Below are 16904 nucleotides of genomic sequence, written 5' to 3' on the forward strand. Positions count from 1 at the left end.
CGGGACAGGAGCCCGACGTCCGGGGCTACTTGACCGCCCGCAGCGCGTTGACGACGCCGAAGCCGTAGAAGCCGTTCACCCGCTTGCCGCCCTCGCACTTGGCGTCCACGACACCGTCGCCGTCGCCGTCGTACGGCTCGGCCGGGCAGCCCGGGTTGTCGGCCTGTGCCTTGAGCAGCGCCTGGAGCTGGGCCGGAGTCGCGTGCGGGTGCGCGGACTTCAGGAGCGCGGCCACACCCGCGGCGTGCGGCGAGGCCATCGACGTGCCCTGGAGGAAGCCGTACTGGTTGTTCGGCATCGTGGAGAGGATCCGGCCGTTCTTCGACGGGGTGTCCGGGATCTGGTACTTGTCGCCGCCGGGCGCCGCGATGTCGATGACACCGTCGCCGTAGGTGGAGTAGTACGACTTGGCGCCCTTGACGCCGGTCGCGCTGACCGTGACGACGCCCGGGAGCTGGGTCGGCACGTCGAAGCACTCGTGCGGGTCGATCGTCCGGGGGACCGGGGTCGAGTCGTCGGGGCTGGAGTCGTCGACGAGGGCGTCCGCGTCGAGGTCGTCGTTGGAGTTGCCCGCCGAGGCCAGGTTCAGGGTGCCCTTCTTCTGGGCGTACAGCTGGGCCCGGTTCACCGCGTCGACGATCGCCCGCTGGTCGGGGTCGTCCATGCAGTTGTAGAGCCACGGGTCCACGTAGTAGCTGTTGTTGGTGACCTCGACGCCGTGGTCGGCGGCGAAGACGAAGGCGCAGACGACGGCCTCCGGGTAGAACAGCTCGCTGACCGGGTCGGCCACCTTGATGCCGGCGACCTTCACGCCCGGGGCGACACCGGCGACGCCGATGCCGTTGCGCGCCGCGGCTATCTCGCCCGCCACGTGCGTGCCGTGGTAGTGGTCGGCGTTCGCGGGACGCCAGGCGCCCGGCGAGGTGTCCGCCTTGCCGCCGACACAGTTCGCGGACTGGGAGGCGGAGAAGTTGGGGGCCAGGTCCGGGTGGGTGTCGTCGACGCCGGTGTCGATCACGGCGACGGTCACGTTCCTGCTGCCGGGGTTGATCTTCGCGGCCTTGTCGGCGCCTATCGCCCGCAGGTCCCACTGGTCGGCCTCGAGGGGCTCCTCGCCCGAAGCGGTGCTGCCCGCCTCGGCCTTCGCCGCCTGAGCCGCCGTCAGGTACTGCGCGGCACCCTCGTCCGTGGTGCCCGCCGCGGTCAGCGGCGCGGTGCGGGTGGCGCCGGCGGACTGCACCCCGCGCACCGCGCGGAGCTGCTTGCCGAAGTCCGGGTCGGCCGACTGGACGACGAACACGCCGATCTTCTCGTACGCGGCGACGACGGTCCCGTCGGCCTCGGCTATCGCCCGCCGCACGGACGCGAGCGTGCGGTGGTCCGTCCTGGTGTTGACGACGTACGCCAGCTTCGGGCCGTCCGCGGTCGTCGCGGCGGAGGCGGAGACGGCGGCGCTGCCGGGGGCGGCCGCCGCGACGCCCGGCAGCAGGCCGAGGGAGGCGGTGAGGGCCAGCGCGGCGGGCACGGCGAGCGCGAGACGGCGTCTGGAAGGCAGATGAGCCATGGGATCTCCACATCATCCGGAAACGGGCACTGCCCGAACACAGGTGGTGCTCGGGCAGGTACATGACGGGCGTGCAGGGCGAAGCTATCCCCCGCCCCAGCTGGCCAGCAATGAAATCCGGCGACGACTTCCGAAAGAACTCAGGTGAGTTGAACCGGTCCACGCGCGGCGCCGTGACCTTGAGCAGGGCGCACCAGCACGATCGAGCCGCTGTCGGATCACGCTCGGGGCCCTAACATCACCTCCCGGTGCACGTGATCCACGTCACAATGAGGTCAAGTCGCCCATGTCCGTGCCCAGTCCGTCCCCGTCCCCCTCGGCGAAACCGTCCATCGTCGCAACCGCACCACGAGGAGACTCCGTGGCCATCGACGCACCGCCCCCCTCGAAATCCCGACCCGCGCTCCCCTCCACCGAGGCGTTCGTCGAGGTCCAGCAGAGTGCGGAGTTCGGTGAACTGCGCCACTCGCACCGGTCCTTCGCCTTCCCGCTGACCATCGGCTTCATCTCCTGGTACCTGCTGTACGTCCTGCTCTCGAACTACGCGGGCGACTTCATGGGCACCCAACTCCTCGGCAACATCAACGTCGCCCTGGTGCTCGGCCTCGCCCAGTTCCTCACCACGTTCCTCATCGCCTGGTGGTACTCGCGGCACGCCGCCGCGGAGCTCGACCCCAAGGCCGAGGCGATCAAGTCCCGGATGGAGGGCGGCGCATGAGCCCCGCGATCACCCAGGTCCAGCTCGCGGCGGGCGAGGCGAGCGAGCACCGGCCGCTGATCATCTCCCTGTTCGCCGTGTTCGTCGTGGCCACCCTCGTCATCACCGTCTGGGCCGGCCGCCAGACCAAGAGCGCCGCCGACTTCTACGCGGGCGGACGCCAGTTCAGCGCCTTCCAGAACGGACTCGCCGTCTCCGGCGACTACATGTCCGCCGCGTCCTTCCTCGGCATCGCCGGCGCCATCGCCCTCTTCGGCTACGACGGCTTCCTCTACTCCATCGGCTTCCTGGTGGCCTGGCTGGTGGCGCTGCTCCTGGTCGCCGAGCCGCTGCGCAACTCCGGCCGCTACACGATGGGCGACGTCCTCGCCTACCGGATGCGCCAGCGACCGGTGCGGACGGCGGCCGGCACCTCCACGATCGTCGTCTCGATCTTCTACCTGCTGGCGCAGATGGCGGGCGCGGGCGTCCTGGTGTCGCTGCTCCTCGGCATCACCAGCGACGGCGGCAAGGTCGCCATCGTCGCCCTGGTCGGCGTCCTGATGATCGTGTACGTCACGATCGGCGGCATGAAGGGCACCACCTGGGTGCAGATGATCAAGGCCGTGCTGCTCATCAGCGGCACCATCCTGATCACCTTCCTGGTGATGCTGAAGTTCCACTTCAACATCTCCGACCTGCTCGGCTCCGCCGCCGACAACAGCGGCAAGGGCAAGTCCTTCCTGGAACCCGGCCTCAAGTACGGCGCGACCTCGACCTCCAAGGTGGACTTCATCTCCCTGGGCATCGCGCTGGTCCTCGGCACCGCAGGCCTGCCGCACATCCTGATCCGCTTCTACACGGTGCCGAACTCCAAGGCCGCGCGGAAGTCCGTGAACTGGGCCATCGGCATCATCGGCGGCTTCTACCTGATGACCATCGCGCTCGGCTTCGGCGCCGCCGCGCTCATCAAGCCGGAGGAGATCGTCGCCTCCAACAAGGCCGGCAACACGGCCGCCCCGCTGCTCGCGCTGCATCTGGGCGGCGTGGACTCGACCTGGGGCGCGATCCTGCTCGCCACCATCTCGGCGGTCGCCTTCGCCACCATCCTCGCGGTCGTCGCCGGACTGACGCTGGCCTCGTCCTCCTCGTTCGCCCACGACATCTACGCGAACGTGATCAGGAAAGGCAACGCCACCGAGAAGGAGGAGGTCAGGGCCGCCCGCTACGCCACGATCGCCATCGGTGTCGTGTCGATCGGCCTCGGCGCCCTCGCCCGCGACCTGAACGTGGCCGGCCTGGTCGCCCTCGCCTTCGCGGTCGCCGCCTCCGCCAACCTGCCGACGATCCTCTACAGCCTCTTCTGGAAGCGCTTCACCACCCAGGGAGCCCTCTGGTCGATCTACGGCGGCCTCGTCACCGCCGTCGGCCTGGTGCTGTTCTCGCCGGTCGTCTCCGGCAAGCCCACCTCGATGTTCCCCGACGTCGACTTCCACTGGTTCCCGCTGGAGAACCCCGGCATCATCTCCATCCCGGTCGGCTTCCTGCTGGGCTGGATCGGCACGCTCGGGTCCAAGGAGGAGCCCGACACCGGCAAGTACGCCGAGCTGGAGGTCCGCTCCCTCACGGGCACCGGAGCGCACTGAGCGGCACGCCCGACGGCCCCGTCGTGGACACCTGGTGGATCACCACTGGTAGGTCTCTACGACGGGGCCGCGCCGTACCTCGTGGGATCGGGCCCGCACCGTTGTCGGTGCCGTCGCGTAGGCTCGGAGCTGTCCGACGTTGTGATCCGGATCGAGGGAGGGGGCCCACGTGCTCATCGACACCTTTGGCCGAGTGGCCACCGACCTGCGCGTCTCGCTGACCGACCGCTGCAATCTCCGCTGCACGTACTGCATGCCCGAAGAAGGCCTGCAGTGGCTGGCCAAGCCCGACCTCCTCACGGACGACGAGATCGTCCGCCTGATCGGGATCGCGGTCGGCGATCTCGGGATCACCGAGGTCCGCTTCACCGGCGGCGAACCCCTGCTCCGGCCCGGCCTGGTCGGCATCGTGGAGCGCGTCGCGGCCCTTGGGCCGCGCCCCCAGATGTCCCTGACGACCAACGGGATCGGGCTCAAGCGCACCGCGACCGCCCTGAAGGCGGCCGGCCTGGACCGGGTCAACGTCTCCCTCGACACCCTGCGCCCCGACGTCTTCAAGACGCTCACCCGCCGCGACCGCCACAAGGACGTCCTCGAAGGCCTCGAAGCCGCCCGCGACGCCGGCCTGACCCCCGTCAAGGTCAACTCGGTCCTGATGCCGGGGCTGAACCAGGACGAGGCCCCGCACCTGCTCGCCTGGGCCGTCGAGCACGACTACGAGCTGCGCTTCATCGAGCAGATGCCCCTGGACGCCCAGCACGGCTGGAAGCGGGAGGGCATGGTCACCGCGGGGGACATCCTCGCCGCGCTGCGCACCCGCTTCGAGCTGACCGAGGAGGAGGCCGGCGAGCGCGGCTCGGCACCCGCGGAGCGCTGGCTCGTCGACGGCGGTCCGCACCGGGTCGGCGTGATCGCCTCGGTCACCCGCCCCTTCTGCTCGGCCTGCGACCGTACGCGGCTGACGGCCGACGGCCAGGTCCGCACCTGCCTGTTCGCCACCGAGGAGACCGACCTGCGGGCGGCCCTGCGCTCGGACGCCTCGGACGAGGAGATCGCCCGCGTCTGGCGCGCCGCGATGTGGGGCAAGAAGGCGGGGTCGGGCCTCGACGACCCGTCGTTCCTCCAGCCGGAGCGCCCGATGTCCGCGATCGGCGGCTAGGGCCTGCCCTTGCCCTGCGCCGTCTCCCACTCGGCGAGCGGCACCACGTCCTTCAGGAAGCCGCGCACGCTCAGGAACTGCGACAGGTGCTCCCGGTGCTCCTCGCACGCGAGCCATGTCTTGCGGCGCTCGGGCGTGTGCAGCTTCGGGTTGTTCCAGGCGAGCACCCACACGGCGTCCGCGCGGCAGCCCTTGGCGGAGCACTGCGGTACGGAGGGGGCGGAATCGGGGAGCGGGAAGTTCACGCCCTCACCCTAAACGGCCCCCAAAGGCGACGCCGAGCAGCCACGGGGGGAGCTGCCCGGCGTCGGTCCGTCGCTCCGACGGGGGATGCGGAGCGCGTACGAAGTATGTCACGGGGGACCCGGTGCCCGGCACCTGAACTCCATGATTGATCTGAGCTTTTCCTGAGCTTGGTAGCCGCCCCGGCGCCCGGTCCCGTTCTGGATTCCGCTACTCCGCGACGGTCACGTCCGCTCGTGCGGTTCGCCCCGGAATTCCGCCCCAGCATCCGTCGGTGCGTCCGCCGGCACAGATTCCGGAACGGGTTCCGAGGGGCCCTCCGCCGGGGGTGCGATCATCGGCCGCACCGGGACCGTGACGAACGTCGACGGGAGCGACGGCGCGTTCTCCCGGCCCGCGTTGGCGATCACCACCGCGACGTAGGGGAGAAGCCCCCCGAGCACCAGGGCGACGATCGCGACGTGCCGTTCCACGTTCCAGAGGGTGGCGGCGAGGATCACCGCGATCGTGCGTACGGTCATCGAGATGACGTAGCGCCGCTGCCGCCCGCGGACGTCCTCGTCGAGTCCCTGCCTGGCTCCTGTGATCCGGAAGACCTGGCCACTGTTCTGCTTCCGCATCACATTCCACCGCCTTGCCTGTGTCGGACGCTCCCCGGTCCGTACCACCCGGACCCGGTCAGGACCGGGCCCGAACGCCTTCCACGGTACGCCGCGTCCGGACCGTCCTGGAGACCGGGGGCACGGCCCGGCCGGGGGCGGACTGCGCCGTACCGCGTATGGCTTCGCCCGGCATGCGGCGTACGGCCCGCGGACCGAGACTGGCCGAAATGCTCACGTGGAGCCGTACTAGGAGGCAGAGCCATGGGCTGGTTGTGGGCCATCGTCGTGGGATTCGTGCTGGGCCTGCTGGCCAAGGCCATCATTCCGGGCAAGCAGCACAGTCCGCTCTGGCTGACCACGATCTTCGGCATCCTCGGGGCAGTCGTCGGCAACGCCATCGCCAGGGCGGTCGGCATCGACGAGACCAACGGCATCGACTGGGGCCGGCACGCACTCCAGCTCATCGCCGCGATCGTCATCGTCTTCTTCGGCGACATGCTCTACATGTCTCTGCGGGGCAACGGCCGGCAGCGCACCTGAGACACCCGACGCGTCCGTCCCCCGCGGGACGGACGGACAGCGGGGGCGGTCCCGTGACGGGGCCGCCCCCGCTGTCGCGTGGACGTGGCTCGCCAGGGCGCGCTCAGGCGCCCGTGACCTCCACCGCCGCCAGGTTCTTCTTGCCCCGGCGCAGCACCAGCCAGCGGCCGTGCAGCAGGTCCTCCTTGGCGGGGACCGCGTCCTCGGCGGCGACCTTCACGTTGTTCACGTACGCGCCGCCCTCCTTGACCGTGCGCCGCGCGGCCGACTTGCTGGCCACCAGACCGACCTCCGCGAAGAGGTCCACCACGGGACCGAGCGCGGCGACCTGGATGTGCGGCACCTCGGACAGGGCCGCCCGCAGTGTCGGCTCGTCGAGGTCGCCCAGCTCTCCCTGGCCGAACAGGGCCCGGGAAGCGGCGACCACGGCGGCCGTCTGGCCCGCGCCGTGCACCAGCGTGGTCAGTTCCTCGGCCAGCGCGCGCTGGGCGGCACGGGCCTGCGGCCGCTCCTCGGTCTGCCGCTCCAGCTCCTCGATCTCCGCACGGGACCTGAAACTGAAGATGCGCAGGAACTTGGAGACGTCACGGTCGTCCGCGTTCAGCCAGAACTGGTAGAAGGCGTACGGCGTCGTCATCTCGGGATCGAGCCAGACCGTGCCGGACTCCGTCTTGCCGAACTTGGTGCCGTCCGCCTTGGTGATCAGCGGGGTGCCCAGCGCGTGCACCACGGCCGCCGGCTCGACCCGGTGGATCAGGTCCGTGCCTGAGGTGAGGTTGCCCCACTGGTCGCTGCCGCCGGTCTGCAGCGTGCAGCCGTACCTGCGGTAGAGCTCCAGGAAGTCCATGCCCTGGAGGATCTGGTAGCTGAACTCGGTGTAGCTGATGCCCGCGTCGGAGTTCAGCCGCCGCGAGACGGCCTCCTTCGCGATCATCTTGTTCACCCGGAAGTGCTTGCCCATGTCGCGCAGGAACTCGATGGCAGACATGCCATGGGTCCAGTCCAGGTTGTTCACCATCACCGCGGCGTTCGGACCCTCGAAGTCCAGCAGGGGGGCGATCTGCGCGCGCAGCCGCTCCACCCACTGGGCGACGACCTCGGGAGCGTTGAGCGTGCGCTCCGAGTTCGGCTTCGGGTCGCCGATCAGTCCCGTCGCGCCGCCGACCAGGCCCAGCGGGCGGTTGCCCGCCTGCTGGATGCGGCGCATCGTCAGGATCTGCACCAGGTTGCCGAGGTGCAGGCTGGGCGCCGTCGGGTCGAAGCCGCAATAGAACGTGACAGGACCGTCCGCGAACGCCTTGCGCAGTGCGTCCTCGTCGGTGGAGAGGGCGATCAGCCCGCGCCACTTCAGTTCGTCGACGATGTCCGTCACGGTTCTCGTATCTCCTCGGGATGATGTCGGGCAGCCGGGCAGCCGGGCAGCCGCCGGCTACGAGGTTATACGCCCTGGCTGACAGAGCTCATATTGAAGTCGGGCACCCGCAGGGCCGGCGCCGCGGCCCTGGTGAACCAGTCGCTCCACTCCCGGGGCAGCGTCTTCTCCGTGCGCCCCGCCTCCGTGGCCCGGCCCAGCAGACCGACCGGCGACTCGTTGAACCGGAAGTTGTTCACCTCGCCGACGACCTCGCCGTTCTCCACCAGGTACACGCCGTCCCGGGTCAGCCCGGTGAGCAGCAGCGTCGCAGGGTCGACCTCGCGGATGTACCAGAGCGAGGTCAGCAGCAGGCCCCGCCCGGTGCTCGCGACCATCTCCTCCAGCGAGCGGTCGTCACCCCCGTCCAGGATCAGGTTCCCGATCGACGGAGCCACCGGCAGACCGGTCAGGGCCGCGCTGTGCCGGGTCGTCGACAGATGCCGGAGCCGGCCCTCGGCGATCCATTCGGTGGCCCGGAGCGGCAGCCCGTTGTCGAACACCGACGCGTCGTCCCCGGAGGAGTGCGCCAGCACGAACGGGGAGCTCTCCAGGCCCGGCTCGCGGGGGTCGCTGCGCAGGTTCAGCGGCAGCTCGCTGAGCCGCTCGCCGACGCGGGTGCCGCCGCCCGGCTTGCTGAACACCGTCCGCCCCTCGGCCGCGTCCCGGGCCGCCGCCGACCACATCAGGTAGATCAGCAGGTCCGCCGCGGCCGTCGGCGGCAGCAGCGTCTCGTACCGCCCGGCGGGCAGGTCGAGGTGCCGCTCCGACCAGCCGAGCCGGGTCGCCAGCTCCGCGTCCAGCGCCGCAGGGTCGACGTCCTTGAAGTCCCGCGTGGAGCGGCCCGCCCACGCCGAGCGGGTGCGGTCCGGCGACTTGGCGTTCAGCTCCAGCGTCCCGTTGGGCTGGTCGTGCCGCAGCCGCAGCCCCGTCGACGTGCCCAGATAGCTGGACACGAACTCGTGGTTGGCGAAGCCGTACAGCTCGCGGCCGCCCGCACGGGCCCGGGCGAACGACTCGCCGAGCGCCGGCGCGAAGTCCGTGAACACGGCGGAGGAGGTCTCGGCCGGCGCGTCCGTGAAGTCCGGGGACTCCGGGACACCCACGACGAGGGGCTGGGCGTCCTCGGCGGGGCCGGCGCCGCGCGCGGCGTCCTCGGCGGCCCGTACCAGCGGCTCCAGCTCGTCGGGCGTCACCGCCGAGCGGGAGACGACGCCGGACGCCGTGCCCTCCCGGCCGTCCACGGTGGCGATGACGGTCAGCGTGCGCCCGCGGGTCACGCCGTTCGTGGTCAGCGCGTTGCCCGCCCAGCGCAGGTTGGCGGTCGACTGCTCGTCGGCGATCACCACGCAGCCGTCGGCCCGGGACAGGGAAAGGGCGCGCTCGACGATCTCGTGCGGCTTGTCCGTACCGTTCGTACGCGAGGTCATCGGCCCGCCTCCTGAGTGGTGTTGAGAATGTTCACGCCCTTGAAGAGGGCGGACGGGCAGCCGTGCGAGACCGCCGCGACCTGGCCCGGCTGGGCCTTGCCGCAGTTGAAGGCACCGCCGAGCACATACGTCTGGGGGCCGCCCACCGCGGCCATCGAACCCCAGAAGTCGGTGGTCGTCGCCTGGTACGCGACGTCCCGCAGCTGCCCCGTCAGCCGGCCGTTCTCGATCCGGAAGAAGCGCTGGCCGGTGAACTGGAAGTTGTAGCGCTGCATGTCGATGGACCAGGAACGGTCACCGACGACGTAGATCCCGCGGTCGACGCTGCCGATCAGGTCCTCGGTGGACAGCCCGGCGGGATCCGGCTGGAGGGACACGTTCGCCATGCGCTGCACGGGCACGTGCCCGGGGGAGTCGGCGTAGGCACAGCCGTTCGACCGGTCGAAGCCCGTCAGTTTCGCGATGCGCCGGTCCAGCTGGTAGCCGACGAGCGTGCCGTCCTTGACGAGGTCCCAGGACTGCCCGGCCACCCCCTCGTCGTCGTACCCGATGGTCGCGAGGCCGTGCTCGGCGGTCCGGTCGCCGGTGACGTTCATCAGCTCGGAGCCGTACTTCAGCTTGCCCAGCTGGTCGAAGGTCGCGAAGGAGGTCCCCGCGTACGCCGCCTCGTAACCCAGCGCGCGGTCCAGCTCCGTGGCGTGGCCGATCGACTCGTGGATGGTCAGCCACAGGTTGGACGGGTCGACGACCAGGTCGTACACGCCCGCCTCGACGCTGGGCGCCAGCATCTTCTCGGCGAGCAGGCCGGGAATGCGCGCGAGTTCGGACTCCCAGTCCCAGCCGGTGCCCGTCAGGTACTCCCAGCCCCGCCCGACCGGTGGCGCGATCGTGCGCATCGAGTCGAACTCGCCGCTGGACTCGTCGACGGCGACGGCCGTCAGCTGCGGGTGCAGCCGCACGCGCTGCTGCGTGGTCGCGGTGCCCGCGGTGTCGGCGTAGAACTTGTTCTCGTGCACGGTCAGCAGGGAGGCGTCGACGTGGCTGACCCCGTCGGCGGCCAGCAGCCGCGCGCTCCAGTCCGCCAGCAGTCCGGACTTCTCCTCGTCCGGTACGGAGAAGGGATCGATCTCGTACGCGGAGACCCAGGTCCGGTCGGCGTGCACCGGCTCGTCCGCCAGCTCCACCCTCTCGTCGGAACCGGCCGCCTTGATCACCTGCGCCGACAGCTTCGCCATCGCCACGGCCCGCGAGGCCACTTTCGCGGCGGCGTCCATCGTCAGGTCCACGCCCGACGCGAATCCCCACGTGCCGCCGTGCACCACCCGCACCGCGTACCCCAGGTCGGTGGTGTCCGACGACCCCGCCGGCTTGGCGTCGCGCAGCCGCCAGGACGCGCTGCGCACCCGCTCGAAACGGAAGTCGGCGTGCACGGCGCCGAGCGCCCGCGCGCGGGCGAGCGCGGCGTCGGCGAGGGCGCGCAGAGGTAGTGCCGTGAAGGCTTCGTCGATGGAATGAGGCACCTGGGTCTCTTTCTGTGGACGTGACGGTGGTCGCCGTGCTCTGCGGTCGCTCCGATCATGTCGCCCGTCGCGCCCGCGGACCACAGGTTTCCGGCCCGCGGCCGTGACTTTCTGTAGAGACCCGACAGTGAGTCCCCTACGCCACTGTCGGTGCCCGATTGTCCGTCGGCGGGCCCGGACCGATAGGTTTTCGAGAAAGCCGCCTGTCGATCCAGCTGTCCGGGCGGACGAGTCAGACCGCTATCGAAAGGGTGATCCGTTGAGCCGCTCGGTTCTCGTCACCGGAGGCAACCGGGGCATCGGCCTCGCCATCGCCCGCGCGTTCGCCGAGGCCGGCGACAAGGTCGCCATCACATACCGTTCCGGCGAGCCGCCGGCCGCCCTCACGGAGCTGGGCTGCCTCGCCGTCAAGTGCGACATCACCGACACCGAGCAGGTGGAGCAGGCCTACAAGGAGATCGAGGCCGAGCACGGTCCGGTCGAGGTCCTCATCGCCAACGCGGGCATCACCAAGGACCAGCTCCTGATGCGCATGTCGGAGGAGGACTTCACCTCCGTCCTCGACACCAACCTCACCGGCACCTTCCGTGTCGTCAAGCGCGCCAACCGCGGCATGCTGCGGGCCAAGAAGGGCCGGGTCGTCCTGATCTCGTCCGTCGTCGGCCTGTACGGCGGCCCCGGTCAGGCGAACTACGCCGCCTCCAAGGCCGGCCTGGTCGGCTTCGCGCGTTCCCTCGCCCGTGAGCTGGGTTCGCGCAACATCACCTTCAACGTCGTCGCGCCCGGCTTCGTGGACACCGACATGACCAAGGTGCTCACCGACGAGCAGCGCGAGGGCATCGTCAAGCAGGTGCCCCTCAACCGCTACGCGCAGCCGGAGGAGATCGCCGCGGCGGTGCGGTTCCTCGCGTCCGACGACGCCTCGTACATCACTGGAGCCGTCATCCCGGTTGACGGCGGACTGGGAATGGGTCACTGATCACCATGAGCGGAATTCTCGAGGGCAAGCGCGTCCTCATCACCGGCGTGCTGATGGAGTCCTCCATCGCCTTCCACGCCGCGAAGCTGGCCCAGGAGCAGGGCGCCGAGATCATCCTGACCGCGTTCCCGCGGCCCACGCTGACCGAGCGCATCGCCAGGAAGCTGCCCAAGCCCACCAAGGTCATCGAGCTCGACGTCACCAACGACGAGCACCTGGGGCGCCTGGCCGGCATCGTCGGCGAGGAGCTGGGCGGGCTCGACGGCGTCGTGCACTCCATCGGCTTCGCGCCGCAGGACGCCCTCGGCGGCAACTTCCTCAACACCCCGTTCGAGTCGGTCGCCACGGCGATGCACGTCTCGGCGTACTCCCTGAAGTCGCTGACCATGGCGTGCCTGCCGCTGATGCAGAGCGGCGGCTCCGTCGTCGGCCTCACCTTCGACGCGCAGTACGCCTGGCCGCAGTACGACTGGATGGGCCCGGCGAAGGCCGCCCTGGAGGCCACCAGCCGCTACATGGCGCGTGACCTGGGCAAGCAGAACATCCGTTGCAACCTCGTCTCCGCGGGCCCGATCGGCTCGATGGCAGCGAAGTCCATCCCCGGCTTCAGCGAGCTGGCCGCGGTGTGGGACTCCCGCGCGCCCCTGGAGTGGGACCTGAAGGACCCGGAGCCGGCCGGCCGCGGCATCGTCGCCCTGCTGAGCGACTGGTTCCCGAAGACCACCGGCGAGATCATCCACGTCGACGGCGGCCTGCACGCGATCGGCGCCTGACCGTCCGGTCCCCCGGCCGGGTCGAAAGCCTGGTCCGAACAGGTGACGCCCCGTTTCCCGCAGGTGCGGGGAGCGGGGCGTCACCCGTTCGGCCCCACCGGTCGGGCGGCGGACGCCGGTGACCAGGCACTATGGAGTACGCGTTCACCCCGCACTCCGGACGCGTTTTCCTCCCGAGCTCGGCCGAGGAGGTCCCCCTTGTGCGCCTTTCCCACCGATTCGCCCCGGTACTGGCCGCGCTGGTTCTCCCCGTCGCCCTGCCCGACGACGCGGCCTCGCACTCCCCGCACCCGCCCGGAACGGGCCTCCACGCGCGTGTGCCCGACGCAAGACCCTTCGGGGCCTCGTGCCGCACCCACGTGCTGGGCTCCCGGGTGACCGCCTACTGCCACAACCCGTATCCCGAGACGGACCGGGTCAGCCTGCACGTCGAGTGCGACCGCTGGTGGGACATCGACAGCGACGGAACTCCGGTCGCCGCCGGGCCCGCCGAGACCGTACGGCTGACCGGGCGCTGCTGGAAGGAGATCCGCTCGGCATGGGTCAGTCACGGGAAATGACGGCGCCCGTCAGCCGCCGGTGGTGACGCCCGGGTCCTTGTACCTGCCCGGGCGGCACTGGAACGGGTAGCCCGCGGCCTCGGTCCCGGCTCTCACCGCGTCGCCGGCCCGGATCGCGTCGAGGAGCCGGGTGTGGTCCATGTACGTCTCCGGCGTCAGCCTCTCGCCGACGTCCTCGCGCAGCCAGTCGCGCATGACCTCGCCCAGGTCCGCGTACATCCCGGTCATGACCTCGTTGTGCGACGCGGCCACCACCGCGAGGTGGAAGGTCGCGTCGGCCGTCACGAAGGCCTCCGCGTCGCCGGACTCCCAGGCCTCCTCGCGGCGCACGAGCAGGGCGTGGAGCTGCTTGAGATCGCGCTCGGTGCGCCGCTCGGCGGCCAGCCGGGCGGCGCTGGACTCCAGCGTGGAGCGCAGCTCCGCGACGTGCCGGGGGTCGGCGTCCGCGAAGCGCCGGTGCATGACGCCCGCCAGCTCACTGGTCGCCACGACGTAGGTGCCCGAACCCTGGCGGATGTCCAGCAGCCCGTTGTGCGCGAGCGCCCGGACGGCCTCCCGGACCGTGTTGCGGGCCACGCCCAACTGTTCGACCAGCTCCGGCTCGGTGGGGATGCGGGAGCCGACGGGCCACTCACCCGAGGTGATCTGGTTCCGCAGCTCGGCGATGACCTGCTCGGACAGCGCCGAACGGCGGGGGTGGCTCAGCGGCATGACGGTCCTTCGTACGGGCCTTCCTGCGGGGCCGCAGGCTCCGGAGAGTAACGCAGGCGAGCGGACGCGAACGGGAGTGGACAACCAATCATCCCATGATTCTATGATGGCGTCATGGCGAGCGAGCAGACGCGGACGACGACGCCCCGGGCGATACGCGGTTCCGGGGGCACCGACCCCGAGGATCCGTCGTCCACACGCCCCGGGCCGGAGGATCCGGCGTCCGCCGCGGTTCCCGGAGCCGACAGCGAGGTGCCCGCCCCGCGCGCGTGGACGACGCGGCTGGTGGTCGTCGGCATCGTCCTCACCGCACTCAATCTGCGGCCCGCCATCACCAGCCTGGGCGCCCTCCTCGAAGAGGTGCGCGACGGACTCGGGATGAGCGCCGGCGTCGCCGGTCTGCTCACCTCCGTGCCGCCGCTCTGCTTCGCCGTCTTCGGGGTCATGGCACCGCGCCTCGCCCGACGCTTCGGCCCGGGCGCGGTCGTCTGCGCGGGAATGGCCGCCATCGCCGTGGGCCTTGCCGTCCGGCCGTACGTGGGCGGCACGGCGGGCTTCCTGGCGGGCAGCGCTCTCGCGCTCATGGGCATCGCCGTCAGCAACGTCCTGATGCCGGTGATCGTCAAGCGCTGGTTCCCGGACCGCGTGGGCTCCATGACCGGCCTGTACTCGATGGCACTCGCGCTCGGCACCTCGTCCGCCGCCGCGGTCACCGTGCCCATGACCGACGCCCTGGGCGGCGGCTGGCGGTCCGGGCTCACCGTCTGGGCGGCACTCGCGGCCGCCGCCGTACTGCCCTGGATCCCGCTGCTGCGCGCGCGGGGGGCCGATTCCGGGACGACGGGCGGCGGGGGAGTGCCGCCGGCCGACGAGGCGGGGGCGTCCGGGGCCGGGGGCGAGCAGGCCTCCCCGGCCGGGGGAGTACGGGCTTCCGCGGTCGTCGGCGAGCCGTCCTCCGTGGCCGGCGGCACCACGGCCTCCCGGGTGAGCGGCACGAAGGCCTCCACGGCCGGCGCCTTTGGACGTGCGGCGGGCCCCGGCGAGGAGATCTCCGCGCCCGCCGTCGAACGCGGGGCGGCCGAGGGGCTGCGAATCACCCGGAGCCGTACCGCCTGGGCGCTCGCCGTCTTCTTCGGCCTCCAGGCCACCGCCGCGTACGTCACCATGGGCTGGATGGCGCAGATCTTCCGCGACGCCGGAGTGCCGGCCGGCACCGCGGGCGTGCTGCTCGCGGTCACCATGGTGATGGGCGTGCCGCTGGCGTTCGTCATCCCGCGCCTCGCCACCCGGCTGCCGAACCAGGGGCCGATCGTGATCGCCCTCGGGATCAGCGGTCTCGCCGGGTACGCGGGCCTGTGGCTGGCCCCGGCCGCCGGTGCCTGGGCGTGGGCGGTGCTGCTGGGGGTCGCCAACTGCTCCTTCCCGCTGGCCCTCACCATGGTCGGTATGCGGGCCAGGACCGGCGCGGGCGTCGCCAAGCTGTCCGCCTTCGCCCAGAGCACCGGCTATCTCATCTCGATCCCCGGCCCGCTCCTGGTGGGCGTGCTCTACCAGCACAGCGGCGGCTGGGGCCTGCCGATCGCGCTGATGGCGGGGCTGATGGTCCCGCAGATCGCCGTGGGCGTCCTGGCGGGCCGCAACCGCATCGTGGAGGACGAGGCCCGGCGCTGACCCCTGCCGGGGGCAGGGGGCGACCCCATGGGCGGGGACGGGCGGGACAGGTGCGAGACTGGCCGCATGCCTGTGCTCGACCCGAACCCCCAGAACGGCCAGAAGAAGCTGCTGCTCGTGCTCGGCGCGATGCTGGCCATCACCGTGATCATCGGCGTCATCGCGTCGATCGCCTCCCCGTGACCGCTTCGTCCGCCGACGGTGGTGGGGGTAGCCCCACCGTCCCCTAGGGGGCGAGTGTCAGGGTGAAGTGGGTGGATCGCCGGATGGGGCGCGGGCCCCGGATTCCGTAGCTTCGAGGTGTGGTCGCGAGGACGCGGCCCACGGACACTCGAGGACCACGGAGGCGTCATGCCGGCCCCCACGCACCCCCGGACCCACCCGGTGACCACGGGCGGCGTCGACATCCGACTGCCCTGGTGGGCCCTCGCGCTCCCGGTCCTGGCCTTCGTCGCGCTGCTGGCGCTGATAGTCAACCCGTCCGACGCGCACGCCGCGGCCGGTGCCCCCGCCCTCGCCCACGTCGTCGAGCGTTTCCAGCAGGCGGTCCTCCGCTAGGCCGGCGCCGGACGGCCACCTCGGCAGACGGGCGTGTGCCCCGGCAGACAGGCGTGTACCCCGGCAGGCGGGCGGGCTCCCCGGCAGGCGCGGCGCGCGGTTCTCGGCAAGTATGGACGGGCACGCGTCGGCTGTCCGCCTCCCGGCCCGGGTGCGGCAGCAGTGCGGCCGGACCCCTGGGGGAGGGGCCGACACCCCTGCCGTGGGAGCGGCTCAACTCCCTGCGCCCCGTGGCGTGTTTCGTGCGAAGCTGGGACGCATGAGCGTCGCAGAATCCCGCAGGATCGTCCTCTTCCGGCATGCGAAAGCCGACTGGCCGCAGATCTCCGACCACGAGCGGCCGCTCGCCGACCGGGGCCGCACGGACGCCGCCGTCGCCGGACGCAAGCTGTCCGACGCGGGCGTCCCCCTCGACCTGGCCATCTGCTCCACGGCGACCCGGACCCGTGAGACCTGGAAGCTCGCCGTCCACGAGCTGCCGCACCGGCCGAAGACGGTATACGAGGAGCGGGTCTACGAGGCCTCGCCCGGTGAGCTGATCGCCGTGCTGAACGAGACTCCCGACGACGTGCAGGACGTGGTCCTGATCGGTCACAACCCCGGCGTGCAGGGCCTCGCCGACATCCTCGCCGGCCAGTCCGAGGGCGACGTCCGGACCCGCATGGGCAGCCGCGGTTTCCCGACCGCCGCCTTCGCCGTACTCACCTTCACCGGCCCCTGGAAGACCCTGGAGCCAGGCGTGGCCACCCTGGTCGACTACTGGGCCCCGTCGGAGTAACCCGCCACCACGCGGACGGGCGGCCGCCGTAGCTCCCGTCCGCGCGCCAGGCACCCGGAGAG

General features: G+C 71.2%; 18 protein-coding genes. 11 read left to right on the forward strand and 7 right to left on the reverse strand.

Annotation, left to right across the window (positions count from 1 at the left end; genetic code table 11):
* Positions 1 to 25: 25 nt before the first annotated feature.
* A complete protein-coding gene (locus AC0ZLC_RS27275) occupies positions 26 to 1564 on the reverse strand; it encodes a S8 family serine peptidase (protein WP_476754618.1) in 1539 nt (512 codons plus the stop codon).
* A gap of 361 nt (positions 1565 to 1925) precedes the next feature.
* Between AC0ZLC_RS27275 and AC0ZLC_RS27280 the strand changes: the two genes are divergently transcribed.
* From AC0ZLC_RS27280 to moaA, 3 genes are all read left to right on the forward strand, one after another.
* Positions 1926 to 2282 carry a DUF485 domain-containing protein gene (locus AC0ZLC_RS27280; protein WP_476754619.1) on the forward strand — a complete coding sequence of 119 codons (357 nt, stop codon included), beginning with the start codon at positions 1926 to 1928 and terminating at the stop codon, positions 2280 to 2282.
* The gene (locus tag AC0ZLC_RS27285) at positions 2279 to 3907 is read left to right on the forward strand and encodes a solute symporter family protein (protein ID WP_476754620.1); all 1629 of its coding nucleotides are present in this window, start codon (positions 2279 to 2281) and stop codon (positions 3905 to 3907) included. Before AC0ZLC_RS27280 ends, AC0ZLC_RS27285 begins: the two co-directional genes overlap by 4 nt.
* A 169-nt stretch (positions 3908 to 4076) precedes the next feature.
* The gene (moaA, locus tag AC0ZLC_RS27290) at positions 4077 to 5066 is read left to right on the forward strand and encodes a GTP 3',8-cyclase MoaA (protein WP_476754621.1); all 990 of its coding nucleotides are present in this window, start codon (positions 4077 to 4079) and stop codon (positions 5064 to 5066) included.
* Here the strand turns inward: moaA and AC0ZLC_RS27295 are convergent.
* Both AC0ZLC_RS27295 and AC0ZLC_RS27300 read right to left on the reverse strand, forming a co-directional pair.
* Complete coding sequence (locus AC0ZLC_RS27295) at positions 5063 to 5311, reverse strand: hypothetical protein (RefSeq protein ID WP_476754622.1); 249 nt, start codon at positions 5309 to 5311, stop codon at positions 5063 to 5065. The genes moaA and AC0ZLC_RS27295 overlap by 4 nt on opposite strands.
* A 222-nt stretch (positions 5312 to 5533) precedes the next feature.
* On the reverse strand, positions 5534 to 5929 hold the full coding sequence (locus AC0ZLC_RS27300) for a DUF3099 domain-containing protein (protein WP_476754623.1): 396 nt from the start codon (positions 5927 to 5929) through the stop codon (positions 5534 to 5536).
* A gap of 243 nt (positions 5930 to 6172) precedes the next feature.
* Here AC0ZLC_RS27300 and AC0ZLC_RS27305 point away from each other — a divergent pair, with 243 nt between their 5' ends.
* On the forward strand, positions 6173 to 6451 hold the full coding sequence (locus AC0ZLC_RS27305) for a GlsB/YeaQ/YmgE family stress response membrane protein (protein WP_476754624.1): 279 nt from the start codon (positions 6173 to 6175) through the stop codon (positions 6449 to 6451).
* A 103-nt stretch (positions 6452 to 6554) separates the two neighbouring features.
* On the opposite strand, the gene tyrS is transcribed toward AC0ZLC_RS27305, so the two are convergent.
* From tyrS to AC0ZLC_RS27320, 3 genes are all read right to left on the reverse strand, one after another.
* Positions 6555 to 7823, reverse strand: a complete 1269-nt coding sequence (tyrS, locus tag AC0ZLC_RS27310) for a tyrosine--tRNA ligase (protein ID WP_476754625.1) — start codon at positions 7821 to 7823, stop codon at positions 6555 to 6557.
* Between the two features lie 65 nt (positions 7824 to 7888).
* On the reverse strand, positions 7889 to 9292 hold the full coding sequence (locus tag AC0ZLC_RS27315) for a metallopeptidase TldD-related protein (RefSeq protein WP_476754626.1): 1404 nt from the start codon (positions 9290 to 9292) through the stop codon (positions 7889 to 7891).
* On the reverse strand, positions 9289 to 10812 hold the full coding sequence (locus tag AC0ZLC_RS27320; protein WP_476754627.1) for a TldD/PmbA family protein: 1524 nt from the start codon (positions 10810 to 10812) through the stop codon (positions 9289 to 9291). Before AC0ZLC_RS27320 ends, AC0ZLC_RS27315 begins: the two co-directional genes overlap by 4 nt.
* 259 nt (positions 10813 to 11071) lie before the next feature.
* On the opposite strand from AC0ZLC_RS27320, the gene fabG reads away from it, so the two are divergent.
* From fabG to AC0ZLC_RS27335, 3 genes are all read left to right on the forward strand, one after another.
* Positions 11072 to 11791, forward strand: coding sequence for a 3-oxoacyl-[acyl-carrier-protein] reductase (gene fabG, locus AC0ZLC_RS27325; protein ID WP_476754628.1), 720 nt, complete (start codon positions 11072 to 11074; stop codon positions 11789 to 11791).
* 5 nt (positions 11792 to 11796) lie between these two features.
* Positions 11797 to 12564 carry an enoyl-ACP reductase FabI gene (gene fabI / locus AC0ZLC_RS27330; protein WP_358853434.1) on the forward strand — a complete coding sequence of 256 codons (768 nt, stop codon included), beginning with the start codon at positions 11797 to 11799 and terminating at the stop codon, positions 12562 to 12564.
* Between the two features lie 200 nt (positions 12565 to 12764).
* A complete protein-coding gene (locus tag AC0ZLC_RS27335) occupies positions 12765 to 13124 on the forward strand; it encodes a hypothetical protein (protein ID WP_476754629.1) in 360 nt (119 codons plus the stop codon).
* 9 nt (positions 13125 to 13133) lie between these two features.
* Here AC0ZLC_RS27335 and AC0ZLC_RS27340 read toward each other — a convergent pair whose 3' ends face one another.
* Positions 13134 to 13835: a FadR/GntR family transcriptional regulator gene (locus AC0ZLC_RS27340; protein ID WP_476754630.1), complete on the reverse strand. Its 702-nt coding sequence runs from the start codon at positions 13833 to 13835 to the stop codon at positions 13134 to 13136.
* 114 nt (positions 13836 to 13949) lie between these two features.
* Between AC0ZLC_RS27340 and AC0ZLC_RS27345 the strand changes: the two genes are divergently transcribed.
* The 4 genes from AC0ZLC_RS27345 to AC0ZLC_RS27360 all read left to right on the forward strand — a co-directional run bounded on the left by AC0ZLC_RS27345 (position 13950) and on the right by AC0ZLC_RS27360 (position 16842).
* Entirely contained in the window at positions 13950 to 15506 is a 1557-nt protein-coding gene (locus AC0ZLC_RS27345) for a CynX/NimT family MFS transporter (protein WP_476754631.1), read from the forward strand.
* A gap of 66 nt (positions 15507 to 15572) precedes the next feature.
* Positions 15573 to 15689, forward strand: a complete 117-nt coding sequence (locus AC0ZLC_RS27350; RefSeq protein WP_358853437.1) for an SGM_5486 family transporter-associated protein — start codon at positions 15573 to 15575, stop codon at positions 15687 to 15689.
* 168 nt (positions 15690 to 15857) lie between these two features.
* Positions 15858 to 16064 (forward strand): hypothetical protein, encoded by a 207-nt coding sequence (locus tag AC0ZLC_RS27355; RefSeq protein WP_476754632.1) that lies wholly within the window; start codon positions 15858 to 15860, stop codon positions 16062 to 16064.
* Between the two features lie 259 nt (positions 16065 to 16323).
* Complete coding sequence (locus AC0ZLC_RS27360) at positions 16324 to 16842, forward strand: SixA phosphatase family protein (protein ID WP_476754633.1); 519 nt, start codon at positions 16324 to 16326, stop codon at positions 16840 to 16842.
* Positions 16843 to 16904: the final 62 nt, after the last annotated feature.

The sequence above is a fragment of the Streptomyces sp. GLSS-08 genome (assembly GCF_056387915.1).